The organism is Rhizobium sp. P1_C7 (assembly GCF_056406295.1).
In genome coordinates, this window is sequence record NZ_JBFUAL010000012.1 from 176,600 (window position 1) to 192,109 (window position 15,510).

At 58.9% G+C, this 15,510-nt stretch carries 14 protein-coding genes; 5 read left to right on the plus strand and 9 right to left on the minus strand.

What is annotated here, in order from left to right; genetic code table 11:
• Window positions 1-113 precede the first annotated feature (113 nt).
• The 4 genes from AC1D2R_RS20125 to AC1D2R_RS20140 all read right to left on the minus strand — a co-directional run bounded on the left by AC1D2R_RS20125 (window position 114) and on the right by AC1D2R_RS20140 (window position 6,747).
• A complete protein-coding gene (locus AC1D2R_RS20125; RefSeq protein ID WP_477969754.1) occupies window positions 114-2,600 on the minus strand; it encodes a mechanosensitive ion channel domain-containing protein in 2,487 nt (828 codons plus the stop codon).
• A gap of 267 nt (window positions 2,601-2,867) precedes the next feature.
• A complete protein-coding gene (locus AC1D2R_RS20130; RefSeq protein WP_477969709.1) occupies window positions 2,868-4,307 on the minus strand; it encodes an MFS transporter in 1,440 nt (479 codons plus the stop codon).
• 173 nt (window positions 4,308-4,480) lie between these two features.
• On the minus strand, window positions 4,481-5,635 hold the full coding sequence (locus AC1D2R_RS20135) for an amidohydrolase (protein ID WP_477969711.1): 1,155 nt from the start codon (window positions 5,633-5,635) through the stop codon (window positions 4,481-4,483).
• Window positions 5,636-5,949: 314 nt separating this feature from the next.
• Window positions 5,950-6,747 carry an AraC family transcriptional regulator gene (locus AC1D2R_RS20140; protein ID WP_477969713.1) on the minus strand — a complete coding sequence of 266 codons (798 nt, stop codon included), beginning with the start codon at window positions 6,745-6,747 and terminating at the stop codon, window positions 5,950-5,952.
• 136 nt (window positions 6,748-6,883) lie between these two features.
• Here AC1D2R_RS20140 and AC1D2R_RS20145 point away from each other — a divergent pair, with 136 nt between their 5' ends.
• Complete coding sequence (locus AC1D2R_RS20145; RefSeq protein ID WP_477969756.1) at window positions 6,884-8,095, plus strand: MFS transporter; 1,212 nt, start codon at window positions 6,884-6,886, stop codon at window positions 8,093-8,095.
• A 108-nt stretch (window positions 8,096-8,203) separates the two neighbouring features.
• Here AC1D2R_RS20145 and AC1D2R_RS20150 read toward each other — a convergent pair whose 3' ends face one another.
• The gene (locus AC1D2R_RS20150; protein ID WP_477969715.1) at window positions 8,204-8,971 is read right to left on the minus strand and encodes an SDR family NAD(P)-dependent oxidoreductase; all 768 of its coding nucleotides are present in this window, start codon (window positions 8,969-8,971) and stop codon (window positions 8,204-8,206) included.
• Between the two features lie 298 nt (window positions 8,972-9,269).
• Here AC1D2R_RS20150 and AC1D2R_RS20155 point away from each other — a divergent pair, with 298 nt between their 5' ends.
• Window positions 9,270-9,410, plus strand: coding sequence for a hypothetical protein (locus AC1D2R_RS20155; protein WP_477969717.1), 141 nt, complete (start codon window positions 9,270-9,272; stop codon window positions 9,408-9,410).
• A 1,626-nt stretch (window positions 9,411-11,036) separates the two neighbouring features.
• On the opposite strand, the gene AC1D2R_RS20160 is transcribed toward AC1D2R_RS20155, so the two are convergent.
• The 4 genes from AC1D2R_RS20160 to AC1D2R_RS20175 all read right to left on the minus strand — a co-directional run bounded on the left by AC1D2R_RS20160 (window position 11,037) and on the right by AC1D2R_RS20175 (window position 12,145).
• Window positions 11,037-11,243 (minus strand): hypothetical protein, encoded by a 207-nt coding sequence (locus AC1D2R_RS20160; RefSeq protein WP_477969719.1) that lies wholly within the window; start codon window positions 11,241-11,243, stop codon window positions 11,037-11,039.
• A gap of 8 nt (window positions 11,244-11,251) precedes the next feature.
• Window positions 11,252-11,482, minus strand: a complete 231-nt coding sequence (locus AC1D2R_RS20165; protein WP_477969721.1) for a hypothetical protein — start codon at window positions 11,480-11,482, stop codon at window positions 11,252-11,254.
• Window positions 11,483-11,612: 130 nt separating this feature from the next.
• On the minus strand, window positions 11,613-11,810 hold the full coding sequence (locus tag AC1D2R_RS20170; RefSeq protein WP_477969723.1) for a hypothetical protein: 198 nt from the start codon (window positions 11,808-11,810) through the stop codon (window positions 11,613-11,615).
• Between the two features lie 152 nt (window positions 11,811-11,962).
• Window positions 11,963-12,145, minus strand: a complete 183-nt coding sequence (locus AC1D2R_RS20175; protein WP_477969725.1) for a DUF3606 domain-containing protein — start codon at window positions 12,143-12,145, stop codon at window positions 11,963-11,965.
• Between the two features lie 1,327 nt (window positions 12,146-13,472).
• Here AC1D2R_RS20175 and AC1D2R_RS20180 point away from each other — a divergent pair.
• The 3 genes from AC1D2R_RS20180 to AC1D2R_RS20190 form a co-directional block, all read left to right on the plus strand.
• Window positions 13,473-13,628, plus strand: coding sequence for an entericidin domain-containing protein (locus AC1D2R_RS20180; RefSeq protein WP_477969727.1), 156 nt, complete (start codon window positions 13,473-13,475; stop codon window positions 13,626-13,628).
• A 170-nt stretch (window positions 13,629-13,798) separates the two neighbouring features.
• Window positions 13,799-15,091 carry a TadE/TadG family type IV pilus assembly protein gene (locus tag AC1D2R_RS20185; protein ID WP_477969729.1) on the plus strand — a complete coding sequence of 431 codons (1,293 nt, stop codon included), beginning with the start codon at window positions 13,799-13,801 and terminating at the stop codon, window positions 15,089-15,091.
• Window positions 15,092-15,355: 264 nt separating this feature from the next.
• On the plus strand, window positions 15,356-15,510 hold a 155-nt coding region (locus AC1D2R_RS20190), incomplete at its 3' end, for a transposase (RefSeq protein ID WP_477969758.1).

The window sequence follows — 15,510 nt, forward strand, 5'->3', positions numbered from 1 at the left end:
GGCCGCCCTGACTTTGTTCAAAAACATAATTAAAATACTATATGCGCCAGCAAGTGATTGAGGCATGGCTTGCCGATCTCGTTGTCGACATCCTCGCAACCCCAGGATTGCCGTCACTGCCGATCTCGACCCCCGTCGGCAACCTTGCTTCGCAACCGGCGCACCCTGCTGTCGCTTTCGGCCGGTTCATCCGCTTCGCCCGCGTCGGCGACGTCAGCGGCTTTGGTCTCCGCAACATCAGACGTGATCGTATCGAGCGGTCGATGGAACACGACGTCACTTTGCGGAAGCGGAATTTCGATGCCTTCGGCCCTGAAGCGCTTGAGGATGGCAATGCGCAGCTCGTTCCTGATCTTCATGCCATCGCCCATGTCTCCGAGCATGAAACGCAGCTCGAAATCAAGCGAATAGGGACCGAAACGCAGGAACTCGACGTGCGGCTCCGGATTGCGCAGCACAAGCGGTACCGCATTCACGAGTTCCAGCAGAATGTCCATTACCTTTTGCGGGTCGGCGTTGTAGCTCACGGAGACCGGAATCTCGGAGCGGCCCATCCTGTTTCGGTGTGTCCAGTTCCCGACTGAAGCATTGATGAGCTCCGAGTTCGGCACGATGATCGACTGTTTACGGAAGGTCTCGATCTCCGTGGCGCGCACCGAGATCCGCTTGACGATGCCTTCCGACGTGCCTGAAACGACATGGTCCCCGACCTTGAACGGACGCTCAACCAGCAGGATCAGCCCGGAAACGAAATTCGACACGATATTCTGCAGGCCGAAACCGATACCGACCGACAGCGCCGATGCGACGAGCGCGAAGTTGGAGAGATCGATACCCGCAGACGAAACGCCGATCAGCGCCGCAATGCCCACGCCGAGATAGCCGATTCCGGTCTTCACCGAATTGCGTACGCCGAGATCGACATGGCTGCGCGCCATGATGTTGCTGTCGAGCCACCCCTGGATCCATCGCGTCAGGAGATATCCGCCGGCAAACAGAAGAATGCCGGTAAATATTCCGACGAGCGAAATGTTGATCCCGCCGAACCTGACCTCAGTGAAGAGCCGGTAGGCAAACAGCTGCAGGTCCTGCACATGAAAGCCCCAAAGCAGCAGGATCAGCGGAATGCCCACCGCCAAAGCGACGCCATAGATGCAGAAACCAACCAGCAGCCCCACCTGATCGATGGCAACAGGCCCAAGCTTGAAACGCCGCGCAATAAACCGCCCCGGAGCAGTATCGCCGAAGGTTTCGTTGCGCGATATCGCCTTGCCGGATAGCAGGCCGATATAGGTCGTGACGCCAATCGCACCCGTGACGATCAACTGCGACGCGACGAAGCGTGCCAGACCGACATAGCCCGTCAATGCCGACACAATGAGCCCCGCACCAAGCACGCGAAGAATGATCGCCATCCCCCGTGGCCAGTGCCGTCCGGGGGCGTCGGGATCGCCGTCCCTGGCAAGCATCGGCCGGCCGAACGACGCAGCGATCAGGATCAGGCCGATAATCAGCGCCGCGATCAGACTTCTGACGACGGTGAGGACCAGCGGCGACCCCATGGCCTCGCCGATACTGCCGAAGAAAAAGTCGAGCGCATGCACGATTGCCATGGCCAGCAGGCAGGCGCCGATGGAGCTCGCGCCGCGGTTGGACAGCCTGACGAGCCGCCAGTGCGGTTCTTTCGGAGCGAAGACTGCGTTGCTGAACCGCCGAACGAAGTAGACCAGCCCGATCGCAGCGAAAAGCGCCGCGACGACAGGCGCGATATCCGACCTCAGAACATTGAAACTGTTGAGGAAGAAATAGGACGAGACGAGCAGAGCAGCAAGCGACATAGTTCTGATCAGCGTTGACCAGAAGGCAATCGAAAGCCGGCTGATATAGGACGGCTGTTCCACGGTCTCCTTGCGCTGAAGGTAGTGCCCGAACAGACGATAGCTCCCCGATAGCAAGATGAGCGCCGTCGCCAGCGACATGAAGATCGCCGCCGCGAATGCCAGCGCCTTGAATTTCAGAACGAACCCCAGCCAGCTTGTCAACGCCTGCCAGAACTCACCGGCCTCCTGGACGAATGCACTGGTTGCGTCGTCAATGACGGAGCCGGAAATGTCTGTTCGACGCAGGAGTGTCGCAGCGAAGAGCTGGCGACGGATCTCGGCAATCTGGTTGCCGAGCTTTCCGATGGCGGCAGACAGGCTTTCGGCATCGCCCTTCACGGCGTTGATCTGCGCGCGTTCAGCCGTCAGCGCATTGCGCTCGTTGGCGACAATCTCCGCCTCGGCCGGTTGCCCTTCCTTGGGCGGCTCGCCGAGTTCCGCAAGACGCGCCTTGATCTGATCCAGGCGCGGACCGAATCCGCTCGAAATGCCAGCGACAGCGCGTCCAAGCTGGTCGGCCTTGCCATTCAGCGTGACGAGCGCGTCGTCATCTTCGCCATTCTGCTTCACGCCATCCTGCAGGGACGCGAGCGCGCTCTTGGCCTTCTCCACATCCTTTGCCGCCTGCTCGACGGCAGGGTTGGCAAGGGGTGCCGGTTCTGCGGATTCCTGCGGCGGTTGAACTTGCACCGCCTGCGGCTGTAGCGTCTGCGCGTGGATAAGGGTTGCGCTGGCTGCCGCCAGCGAGAGAAACAGAAAGGTCCGAAGCAGAATACGTGTCAGCCGCAAAATGTCCCCGCTTGGGTTTGCTATATGAGGTTGAAGGCTTGCTTTTCATAGGAAAGAAAGGCGACAGAAAGGCGAAGCATGAGAAGTCGAGCCCACCCGTTCACATTCGCCTGCCGTCGATAACACTTCGGCCGTGACCTGGCGATGCCGAAATCGGGCTACCCGGTAGAGCGATCGCATGGGTCGGGTCCGCCAAGCTCACCGCCGCAACCGGTGTCCCGAAACCTCCGCGCCCGCGTCCGGTGCAAGTTGCAGGAAGCGCAGCGACGACACCACGCCGATTGCTCCGATGACGAGGAACGCCCAGCGGAAATCCGCCAGTCCTGGATTGTCCAGACCGCGAAACGCGACCGAAATGTTGAGCACGGCAGCGGCGATCGCAACGCCGAGCAGCATCGAGACCTGTTGCAGCATGCTCGACAAGGTCGAGGCGGAACTGCGCTGCGCCGGATTGATATCGGCAAAGGCCAGCGTATTGAGTGCCGTAAATTCCATGGAGCGCGAAAGACCGGCGGTCAGAAGCAGCACATAGATGACAACACGCGGTGTTTCCGGCGAAAGAAAGCCGCAGGCGGCGATGGATAGTGCTGCAATCAGGCCGTTGAAGCAAAGTACCGCGCGGAATCCCAGCCTGGAAAGCAGCGGAGTGGTCACCGCCTTCATGCCAAGATTGCCAAGGAAATAGACGAGCAGATAGGCGCCTGCCTCGATCGAACTCAGGCCGAAGCCAAGCTGAAAGAGCAGTGGCAGCAGGAACGGTGTGGCATTGATCGCGACCCGACTGGCCGTGCCCGCCGACAGCGTCGCGACGGCATAGGTGTGCACCTTGAAAGCCGAAAGATCGAGGAGTGGCTTGTCGACCCGCAGGAAGTGTCGCGTCGCCCTGTACGACAGCACCATGCCTGCCGCAAGCATGGCCAGGACAGGCAAGAGGCCGCCATGCCATTTCACCGACAGCTCAAGCGCAGCAAGCAGAAGCGTCAGACCGGTGGCACTGAGAGCGAAGCCGCGCAGGTCGAGCCTGCCTGCATCCTCTTCGCGCTGCTCAGGGACGAAGCGCCAGACCAGCGCCATACCGACAGCTCCGATCGGCAGGTTGATCAGAAAGTTCCAGTGCCAGCTGGCATAGGTCGTAATGACGCTGCCCAACAGCGGGCCGATGACCGGCGCCGTCAGAGCTGGCCAGGTAATGAGCGCGATTGCCTGAACGAGTTCCGACTTGCGCGCATTCTTCAGGACGATGATACGGCCGACCGGCGTCATCAGGGCACTGCCGGCACCCTGGACGGCGCGCGCAATAACGAATTCGATCAGCCCGTTGGAAAGCCCGCAAAACAGGGAGGCAGCCGTGAACACGGCGATCGACGTCATGAAAACGCGCCTTGCCCCGTAACGGTCGCCGAGCCAGCCGGCGAGCGGGATGAAGGCCGCCATGGTCAGCATGTAGACGGTAATGCCGATACTCATCGACACCGGCTGAACGCCGAAGCTCGCCGCCATCTGCGGCAGCGACGTGGTGACGATCGTTCCGTCGAGAATCTGCATGAAGAAGGAGACGGCAACGACCAGCGCCACGATCTTTGCCCGGCGTGCGCTTTGCACATCGCCATTCTTCTCGGTCGTATCTATCGCTGTCATCCAACTGCCAATGTGAAATGCAAAGCATGCGAGCACACTGACAAACGGAGCAACCTCTGTGGCATCCGGTCCGTGCAATCGGTAGATAGGCCCATCGCCCTGCGCAGGAAAGGGAAAAACGCGCTCCGCGCGTGATTTCAACGCTCTCGGGACCTGCCGTCCGACGTGTCAGTTCACCCGAGAACGTTCCGGATAGCGCGCATGAAAACACGCGAGCCGATGGAAATCAGTTCATCGGGGAAGTCGTAGTCGGGATTGTGCAGCCGCGGATGATCCTCGCCTGCCCCCAGAAAAAACATCGCAGACGGCGCCACGGTTCGAAACAGTCCGAAATCCTCCGATGCCTTCATCGGCAAGAGATCGCTTGCACTGTCAACGGCTATGCCTTCCTCGTCCAATGCACGACGCAGTGCATCTACGGCTTCTGCGGAATTGAAGCACTGCCGGAAGACATCCTCGTAGGAGATCTCCAGCTGCAGGCCTGCCTCCCGCGCCTGTTCGCGCACAAGCGTTTCCGCGCAATGCACGAGCGCGGCCATCCTTTCGTCCGTCAATGTTCGCAATGTTGCCCAGATTTCAGCCTCGCCCGGGCTGATCCCGAAGGCAGGCTCGCCCAGGCGGGCATGCGTGACGGTGACGAGCGTATAGTCCGGCCCGAGGACTGCACTAATGCCAAGCGCCGTCAGTCCGCCGAGCAACCGCGCCACTGCAAAGGTCGGTGCTATGCCATCCTCCGGATAGGAGGCATGCGATGTTTTGCCCTTGAGGACGATCTTCATGCCGCGTGAGGCGCAGTTGACGGGCCCTTCCCGCAAAAGCACCTGACCGAGCCTGACACCGGGGAAATTATGGAGCGACAACGCCAAGTCAGGTTTCAGCGCAGCAAACTTCGGGTCGGCCAAGACCGCCGCAGCCCCGGCGCCATTTTCCTCCGCCGGCTGAAACATCAGGACGACCCGGCCCTGCGCCGGTCGCTTGTGGCCAAGGCCCTTGGCCAGTGCCATCAGTATGGCCATGTGCCCGTCATGCCCGCAAAGGTGACCTTTGCCGGCAACCGTCGATCGATGGGCAATATCGGAGATTTCTTCGATCGGAAGCCCATCCAGCTCGGCGCGGATCATGACGGTTGGCCCGGCGATCCCGCCGGCATAAACTGCCGCAAGTCCATGCCCGCCGAGGTCCGGGACGATGCGGTCGGGCTTTGTCAGCAGCAACGCCTGCAGGACGCGGTGTGCCGTTTCAGCCTCCTCCCCGGACACCTCGGGATTCTGATGAAGATCGCGCCGAAACTGCTTGATATCGATAAGCTCTTCTTCCGTCAAAAACATGCATCAGGTCCTAAAAGTGGGCTTTGCCTACGTCAAATTTGGCTCCGGGAGCCTGGCCGGAGCCATGCCGTGCTACCAGCATCGCGCATGCTCAACGGCTTGGCCAAGGAATTCCGTCCGATGTGGCGCAAAGGTGTCGATCAATCGCCCCTTTTCTTGCGCCGAACAGCAATCCCGCTCACATCGCTCTGTTTTCATATGCAATTACCAATCCGACGCATTTGTAAATGCTGCCGAGGTTTCACCGACGAGCGCGAACGATACCGCGCCTCCCCCAAAGGGATCGACATTGACGAGAAGGCGGGGCACGGAATTTACGACAGTTCGGGCGACCTGAAATAGGTACGCGGTGCGGCGCCCAGCATGCGTCTGAACATTGTCGTGAAAGCGGCAACGCTGTCATATCCGAGATCGAGCGCTACGGCCGTGACCGATTCGCCGGCGGCGAGGCGGGGCAAGGCAGTGAACACCGTCGCCTGCTGCCGCCATGTCGAGAGGCTGATTCCCGTTTCGCTTCGGAACGCCCGGGTGAAGGCGCGTCGGCTCATCGCCAGTCGCTGCGCCCAATCGTCGATCACCAGCCGTGCGGTGGGGTTTTCCATGAAACCGCGGCAGAGCGCGGCCAATCGCTGATCGGCAGGAAATGGCAGGCCCAAGGGACGGTCCGGTAGCCTCAACACCTCCTCCAGAAGCAACGCCATAATGAGCCGCTGCCGCTCGGATCCATAAGCGTGACTGTGTGGCGCGACGGCTTCCACGATCAGTGCGCGGGCAAGGTCGGTCAGCACCACGACGCGTATGGCCGTTGGCCCATCGGCCGATGCGCCGGACGCGACATAGGCGGACAGCATTGTGACATCGCCCAGCATGTCGACGGAATGCTCGAGACCTGCAGGAATCCAGAGCGCATGTTCCGGTGGCACCATCCATCGACCTTGACTGGATGAAACCATGACGACGCCCGCGCGGGCGTAGACAAACTGCGCGCGGCTGTGGCTGTGGGCCGCGACGTGATAGCCGGCCGGGTATTCAGAAGGGATTGCGTAGACCGGCTCGGACGCGGCTTCGATTGCAGCCAATCGCTCCAAATGGAACTTGGACAATTCGCTCATCGACTGTTTCTGCGCAGTCTTCATCTCATTTGGCCCACTTGCGAAACAACAAGACCAAAACACGAAAGCGGGACGACAGCAAGTCGTCTATTCCGAGATCGTCAAACGACGGAGTAAAATCGTGACAGACAGCGCAATGACGGCAGAGAGGCACTCTGCGGAACAGACAGTTTTCAGCATCATAATGGCTGTGAGCTTCTGTCACCTTCTCAACGACACGATGCAGTCGTTGATCCCGGCCCTCTATCCGATGATCAAAGGCGCCTACGGACTCGATTTCACTCAAATCGGCTTCCTCGGGCTTGTGTTCCAAGTCACGGCTTCGCTCCTGCAGCCCCTGATCGGTATCTACACCGACAAGCGCCCGCTGCCTTACTCCCTTTCCATCGGCATGGGCTTCACCCTGATCGGCCTTGTCCTGCTTGCCTATGCGCACGCATACTGGGTGTTGTTGATCGGCGCCGGCGTGATCGGCCTCGGCTCTGCGGTATTCCATCCCGAATCATCGCGCGTCGCCCGTCTCGCGTCCGGCGGGCGTCACGGCCTTGCACAATCGCTGTTTCAGGTGGGTGGAAACTTCGGATCGGCGATCGGCCCCTTGCTTGCAGCCTTCATCGTTCTGCCGCGCGGCCAGCAGAGCGTGGCCTGGTTCTCGCTCGCAGCCCTCACCGGCATGATCATTCTCTGGCGTGTCGGCGCATGGTACGCGAACCACCGCAAGACAAACGCGGGTCGCAAGAGCGCAGTCGCTGCCGTGCAGTTGCCGCGCCGGAAGGTCGTCATGGCAATCGGCATCCTCGCGGTGCTGGTCTTTTCGAAATACGTCTACATGACGAGCCTTTCGAGCTACTACACCTTCTACATGATCGAACGCTTCCACGTTTCGGTGCAGGAGGCGCAGATCCTGCTCTTCGTGTTCCTCGGCGCGGTTGCCATCGGCACGGTGGCAGGCGGACCAATCGTCGATTGGTTCGGCACCAAGTTCGTGATCTGGTTCTCGATTCTCGGCGCCCTGCCCTTCACGCTTGCCTTGCCTTATGCAGACTACACCTGGACTATCTTGCTCACCTTCCTGATCGGCGTGATCCTGGCATCGGCTTTTTCCGCGATCGTCGTCTTCGCGCAGGAACTGGTGCCCGGCCGCGTCGGCATGATCGCCGGACTGTTCTTCGGCTTCGCCTTCGGGATCGGCGGCATTGGAGCGGCCGGTCTCGGCATGGTGGCGGACCGGATGGGCATCGAGTTCGTCTATCGCATCTGCTCGTATCTGCCGCTGCTCGGCCTGTTGACCATCTTCCTGCCGGATATCGGCAAGGGCCGCCGGCACGCAACGAAGACCGCCAAATAAGCGACGACCTCGCTCGCGGGAAAAGTCTGGCAGCCCGAACGCAAAGGGCCGAGGCTTGCCACCTCGGCCCTTTCCTGACTCGGCAGTCCACACGCCCGTCGCACCCTGTTAGATCGCTGTGAACCCGTTATCGACAAACAGATGCGCGCCATTGACGAAGATCGACTCGTCGCTGGCAAGATAGAGCGCCGCCCGCGCCACGTCCTCTGGCTCGCCGATGCGCCCCTGCTGCGCGATGATCGCGGCATCCGATACATCAACGCCCAGCGCCTGCAGCTCGCTCACCTCTCGCAGACCGTGCGGCGTACGGATAAAGCCGGGGCATACCGCATTGCAGCGGATGTTGCGGTCCCGGAACTCGACGCCGATCGCCCGGGCAAACATGTGAACCGCGCCCTTCGTGGTGTCATAAAGGACTTCCATCGGGGTTGCGGCAACAGCGGAAATCGAGGACGTGCAGACAATGGACCCACCACCGACCGCAATCATGCCGGGCAGCACCGCCCGCGTCATCAGGAACATTGAACGCACGTTGACCGCATGCAGCCATTCCCACTCCTCAAGGGTGGTCTCCAGGAAAGGCTTGATAACGATCGTGCCCGCATGGTTGAAAAGGACCGTCACGGAGCCGAACCGCTCCTCGACGCCTTTGACCGCGTTAATGACGGCCGCTTCGTCCGACACGTCGGCAACCCAATGATCGGCAATACCACCGGCATCCCGAATGGCTTGCACGGTCTCCCGCGCGGCCGGCTCGTTGCGGTCTATGATCGCCACCTTGGCGCCCTCCGCTGCAAACAGCCGGGATGCCGCTCCGCCCATGCCGGTCGCCCCGCCGGAGATAATGGCAATCTTGCCCTTCAGTCTGTCGACCATGTCTACCCTCGCCCGTTGGTTTTCCGTAAAAGCCCCAGCCTCCTTTGGCGACGACTGGCTTCACGGCTCTGCCAAGTGTTGGAGAGAGTCTGCGGCAATGTCCAGCCGCGGCAAACAAGGCGGCGCAACAAGCGGTTCCGGGCAGCAGCACAAAGGGTGATCGCGAACGACCTCTTGTGGTCAGAGTCTCTCCCTGTGGGCGGAAGGCCGAAAAAATTCCTTGCTTTTGTTCCCGCTTAGGCCACCCCTAGGAGCGTCGTCGTTTCCATTTGGTCTCGACCGGAGCAAGGAGGCTACTATGGCAAAGGGTCAAGTTAGAAGTAATCGCGAAACGCGAAAGCCGAAGAAAGACAAGTCGGCTGCCGCGCCCCACGCGGCGCAGGGTGCGCAGGTCAAGCAGGCAAGCAGCCCGCTCACACTTGGAAAAAAAGACAAGTAAGGCGCTCAAGAAAGCCCCGCTGACCGAAATCAACGGGGCGCCAGAAACATCATGTCTCCAGATCCGGCAAGCGGATGCACCCTTGCACCATATCCCCTGTTGCATCGCAACTCCTGCAATTTAAGGCATTGCACGGACCTAAAATCGCCGTCGCGATCCGTGTGCTCGGGGAAGTGCAACGAAATAAGGAGTTTGAACCCCAAATGGTCCCATCAGGGCTTTAACGGCACGATACGCGAATGCTTGGCGCGTGGCTGCGGGTCCCTTATATCGGCTGGTGATGCACGACAGCCTGAAAGGCGTTACAGTGGGAATTGATGAGAGAGATCGGGCACAACGGCCGACCGGCCGGGGCACGAAGGCCATTCTTTTGCTGGCAATGGTCCTGGCAGCGATCACCGCTGTTGGTGGCTCTATTGCGGTATACAAGGCGGTTTTCGTCTATTCGGTGACCTAGCACGTGAGGTGATCGGCCCGCGAGCAAATCCAAATCGCGTGCGGTGGAACAATTGTGCGCAGGCAAACGTTTCCTGAAGGCAATGGAGGTTGCCTGAGGAGGTTATCATGAGCGATCGTGCTGTTGGTTTTTTGGTAGCCGTTGAGTTGTCCGCACTCATCTGGGCCGCGGTATTTGTCTTGGCCCTGTCTGTATCGTGAGGTGTTGTATCGCGAGGTTTGACCGTCGCCTGGTTCGTAACGGACCATTTGCACTCTCGCGCGCTATATAGCCCCCGCCGTGTGGCGGGGTTTTCTTGGCACAGCTGCCGACCCTTTCAGAGGCCCTGCTTGTCTCCCGCGCTCTTGCCATCGGAGCTTTTCGAACGCTCCTCAAAACGATCTGCCCCTTTTGCCAGGTCCGAGCTTCGACTTTCTTTTCTTCCTTTGCAGCGCTCTTTCTCAGTCCGCGGGCAGATTGCCTGCCCTTTTCAGTGGTGGCCTGCTCGATACCCATCGCATTTGCTCCATTTGTTTGTGTCTGGGAGGTCAACGATCGAGCCTTAAGTTCGTTCCCCGCCGGGAGCCGCTCAGGCAACTTGCCGATGGCGATCGTCACTCCAGTTCGGTGCGGCACGGCAACGCCTTGGCGATCGCTGAAACGCGCACCGGGGAAGCAAGAGACACTTGCAAGAGCGACCCGGAATTAACAGGTCCAGAACAGATATTATAAATAAATACCTAACTACTGGCGACCCCTGCAGGGTCGTCAAAAATCGAAGATTTCAAAGTAAAAACAATGATAATCGGACCTGGTTGGGGGAAATTGCTTGGATTGATTTCATTGGACTTTTACCGTCGTCCCCTCACTTTGACCCAAGACGAACAGCGCTCCCGACGAGGGCTTGACGACGAACGATGGCTGGAGGACTAAAAGCTTCAGCTTGGGAAGCTTCGAGAACCGTGAGCAAATTCATTGCAGCGTGTCACCCCCAGACCTCGCCGGGTAACCCCGGCGGGGTTTTGAAACGCTAGCGCGCCATTGAATAGATCAGTGGGGGTGTAAAACGCCGGACCGTACACACACGTCCCCCGCTTTGTGATGGGTCACCTCAATGTCCGCTGAGCAGGCGGCTTTGCGCCGCCACAAGGAGACGTTGTCATTTCGGCCGAAGCAGAAGGGGCTGAAACTCAGTCCCCTTTTACAATTTGGGGATTCCTTTTGGCAGGACGAGCGGCATCAGCTGCACTAGCCGCACCGTCATCGGCCTCCGCTGCCAGCCTGATTGCACGGAGACGAGCTGTCTTCGCGTTACGTGCGGCGCGTTGAGCAGCGATGAGTGCAATGGCGACTTGGTTGGTTTCTTCGAACTTATCGCGGCGTTCGCTTCTGGTCATGGATCGCCTCATTGTGTCAGATGCACCGGAGTATCCCCGAGCGGGGCAAGTCGGTGGGTCAATTCCCGGAGAAGGCAGTCCTCGGCCTGCTTTGACTGGACCAGATCGACCGCTAAGGTGAGAGCTCTACGCCCCTCGGCGCTATCGATATCGCAGTGACGCGAGCGGTACCACTCGCGGACAGCCTTAGTCACGAGTTCGATTTCGGAATCGGAAAGGGAAATAAGGGATTGCAGCATCAAATGCTCCTCCGTTGAACGGCAAGAGCAAGTGATATCTCTCAAGCGACCTCTACCATTAGACCGTGGGGCCGATGTCCCACACCCTACGCTCTATTCTCGGGCAAGCAATTAACTAAGACATAGCTGATTAAATTGGAGCTGACGGTAGTGCGGTTCCCGGTTGGCTGTCGTGCCAGCCGTGGTCACGACAGTATTGCTCACCAGCACGAATTGCGGTCTTTTGGTTAGCAAAGGGGCCAAGCATCGTCACATTGTTTCGAAAACTCACGACAACCGTGCGTTCGACCAGATCGAACACCAACTGCATCCCCGCTTCATATGGCATTGTAGATACTCGCTGGTTTACCTCCGGTGGGAACGTATATGTCATTGATCCGGTTCCACGGAAATGTCGGATTCTTATCAGCATTGGCGTGAACCAAGGACGACCGTGGTATGCGTGGGTTGATGTTCGACCGCTCATTCGCGGGAACTCGACTATTTGAGCTTCGAAGCTGCCCTGTCAGCCGAGTCACGGTCAGATCCGTGCTGCTTAATTATGCGCTTTGCATCATCGCTAGAGATGCCGTGTTTCTTAGCAAAGTACGCCACCTCGTAGGGCTCACTCGCTGAGACCCGGTTGCGGTCCGCAGCGCCTCGTTTACTCTTGTCGTCTGACACCTGTGATCTCCTCTTCGTGCAATGACCCGAACGCAGGAATGACCCAGAAGTTCCCCCCACTCCAAGCCACGCTTTTGATCAACACAATGGCAGAGCAGGTTCAGCTGCCCGGATCGCCGGCCGTCAGGTTGGAGACAAGCTTGGAATTTCTCCTCAACCAGCGAGTGTTAACGTGATAAAAACTGCACGTTGGTGTCCCTTTTGATCAAAGATATTTTGGCGGCGCTTGGAAGGCTCTCCTGTTTCGTCCTATTCATAATTGACATGCCGGCTTGGACCATGGCCTTTCCGTTTGCCTTATCGGTGTGGTGCACTTGGCTGATCGCGCGAGGTTCGTTGCGGTGATGAGCGCCATGCCCAAGCTCGAGATTGACGCCAGCTAAGAAATTTCTACCAAATACGCCCGGGAGCCCTATACTTCACTCGCTGCCGAAGAGGATTATCCAGTCCCATCTAAGGTGGCGTTCTGAGGAGACTTCTAGGCCCGTCGGCTCTCCCGATACCGCTTAGAGTCTCCCCTGAGCCCACGTTCCGATCGACGTGAGGTTTCTGGCCAAGGCACTCGGCGTTGCATGGCGCTTTGATCTCCACACAACGATGCAAAGACCACCGAGATATGATCAAATGTGTGACTGCTCGTTGCGAGCAATGTGCATTGTGAACTCGAGGGCATTCCGAGGTCTACGTGGGAAGACATCCTTGCGGAGTTCGAGGCGCGCGGGTGGATGCCGCCACCGGAAGTCCCGAGCTAGTCGTCGATGCGTGGTGGCATCACTCCTACTTGACGGTCCGACCGCATGCGTTACACTTGCCTTACGGAATTCGTCTCTGACAGCTGACCACGGATGTACTGGCAGCGGTCGTAGAGACGGTCGAGGAAGGTCGGTACGATGTTTCGTCCCGGCCTTTTCGGCCGACGTCAGCCCAAACAGCGGCGTTCGCGGAGGTTGCCTTGTTCCCCAAATGCGAGCACAACTTCCCGACCTCGCGAAAGAGTTGGCCAGGGGCCTCGCTTCGAGCAATTAGTTCGCGTCTTCCGACAAAACCGGACTTCTCAGCCTCTACGCATCGATCTCGTAGCCGCCGCGTCATCCTGACGCCTCGCAAAGCGCCTTTCAGGATGCGTACGACCAAGGGAACCCTTTCGTCCGCTGAGTGTTTCTCGATTGAAACGCGCGCCCAATTCGAACGTTGGACCTGGTTGCGAAGGCAGCGAAAAAAGGCTCGCGGGTCGCAGCGGTGTGCCTTCGTGAAGGTTTGCTCGGCGAACAAACTCCCTGGACAAGCCAGGGAGCCAGAACGCCCTCCCCCGGCAAAGGATAAAAAAATGAAATTCGTATCCACGCTAACAGCTACATGCATGGTGATGCTCGCCCTTGCCTCCTGCGCAAACACTATAAAAGGGGTTGGCCGTGATGCAGCAAACACTGTGAATGCCACGCAGAACGCCGGCAAACGCGTCGGCAATGCAGCGGCCAACTAACAACCGCGCCTACTCGAAAGTGAGGAGTACTCCGATGTGCATCCGTGGTCCGCCTGCACGCTCTCGGTCCAATACCCTAGATTAGTACAATTCGAATAGATGAAGCAATCAATCCTATATTATTAGCAACTAATAATGTCTCAGAGATTTAATCGGATCTGGGGCAAGAAATGCGTGAACTTCTCAGTCGGCATGCTCATCGATTTGTTCGCGACAATGGCGGTAACTTCGCAATCCTGACCGCGCTAGCAATGGTTCCGCTGCTCGGGGCGGCCTCCGTCGCGGTCGATTTCACCAATGCCAATTTGGAGGCTACCAAGTTGCAAGAGTCGTTGGACAGCGCCGCGCTTGCGGCGGTGCGGCTCTACGGCGAAGGCCACAGCGAGGCCGAAGCCACCCAGCTGGCAAATGCAATGATCTCCGTAAATTGGGACGCGGCGGCGGCCCCATCCCTGCACATCGGCTATTCCCAGGTGGGACAGCAGATCACGGCGGCGGCTGACTATGCGTTCAACTATCAGCCGGTGTTCTTGGCCCGTCTATCGTTTCCGATCTCCCGCCGCAGCAGCGCCTCGTACGAGACGGGCACCCAAGCCTGCATTCTCGCGCTGAATCCGACGGCTGACCGCGCGGTTGAGGTTAGCGGCAGTTCCAAGGTCGATACGTCGGGATGCTCTATCACCGCAAACTCACGCAGCAACGAAGCCATCTATGTCAGCGGGTCGGGAACCCTGAAGACGGAATGTCTTTATACGCCGGGCGAAGTCTCGGCGTCGCCGAGCAGCATCGACCTCGCATGCGGCAAACCGCGCGAAAAAACCTCTGCGGCAATCGACCCCTTCACGCGCAAGACGATGCCGACGGCCGGACAATGGGTGGATCTGTCGGGATGCGGACAGAACTTTGTTGGCGGCGGCGGCGGCGGCGGCACCTGCAACGGCACGGGCAAGACGCCAAGCAAGCCTCCCACAGGATATGCCGTGGCGCTTAAGCCGGGGACGTACAATGGCCTCGAAATCAAGGGCAAAGTGACGCTGCAACCCGGCAACTACCTGATCGACGGCGACAAGCTGAAGTTCGACGCCACATCGGTCGTCACCGGCGATGGGGTAACATTCTTCCTGCTGAACGGCGCCGAAATTGACATCCATGGCGGGTCGACCTTCAACGTGACCGCACCAAATTCGGGTGCATGGGCAGGATTCTCTATCGTCGCCGACCGCCGCAACACAGCTTCAGCAATCATCAATGGCAACAGTAGTTCGCACCTAAACGGCATTATCTACATGCCGGCGGCCGCAGAAATCCAGTATGCCGGCAACGGCGCAACAACTGGCGAATGCATCCGCATCATTGCTCAGCAGATCACCATGACCGGCAACAGCACGTTCAAGCTGGATTGCAAGTCAGAGCTGGCGAACAACCAGATCAACAATCCCGGCGCCATTCGGCTTGTCGAATGAGGGTAGAATCTGGGCACTTTGGCTGAAGTCGGTCTACGGCACTTCGAAACCCGGACGGCTAAGAGATCTCCTAGACGGCTGGGTTGTCCTGAACCTCCCGCAAGCATCGGCACTCAGGTTCGCCTACGCCCAATTGAGGTCTTTGCGCTTACCGGCATACGAAACCGGCGGCGTCGTAAGCGCCGTCTCCGCCCCATTGGATTGGCTATATTTTGAGGCTTGCTGCGTGTGCGAGAAGGTTTCCAGGACTAACTGGAGATTTGCATGGCAGAAGATGGATTTGTGGGTCGCTACGAAGTTGTCGAGCCGCGCCGGGGAAATCGGCGTTGGCCGGATGACGTTAAGGCTCGGATTGTAGCGGAAAGCTTTCAGCCCGGTGTTCGTGTTGTTGATGTTGCGCGTCGTCATGACGTTATAGC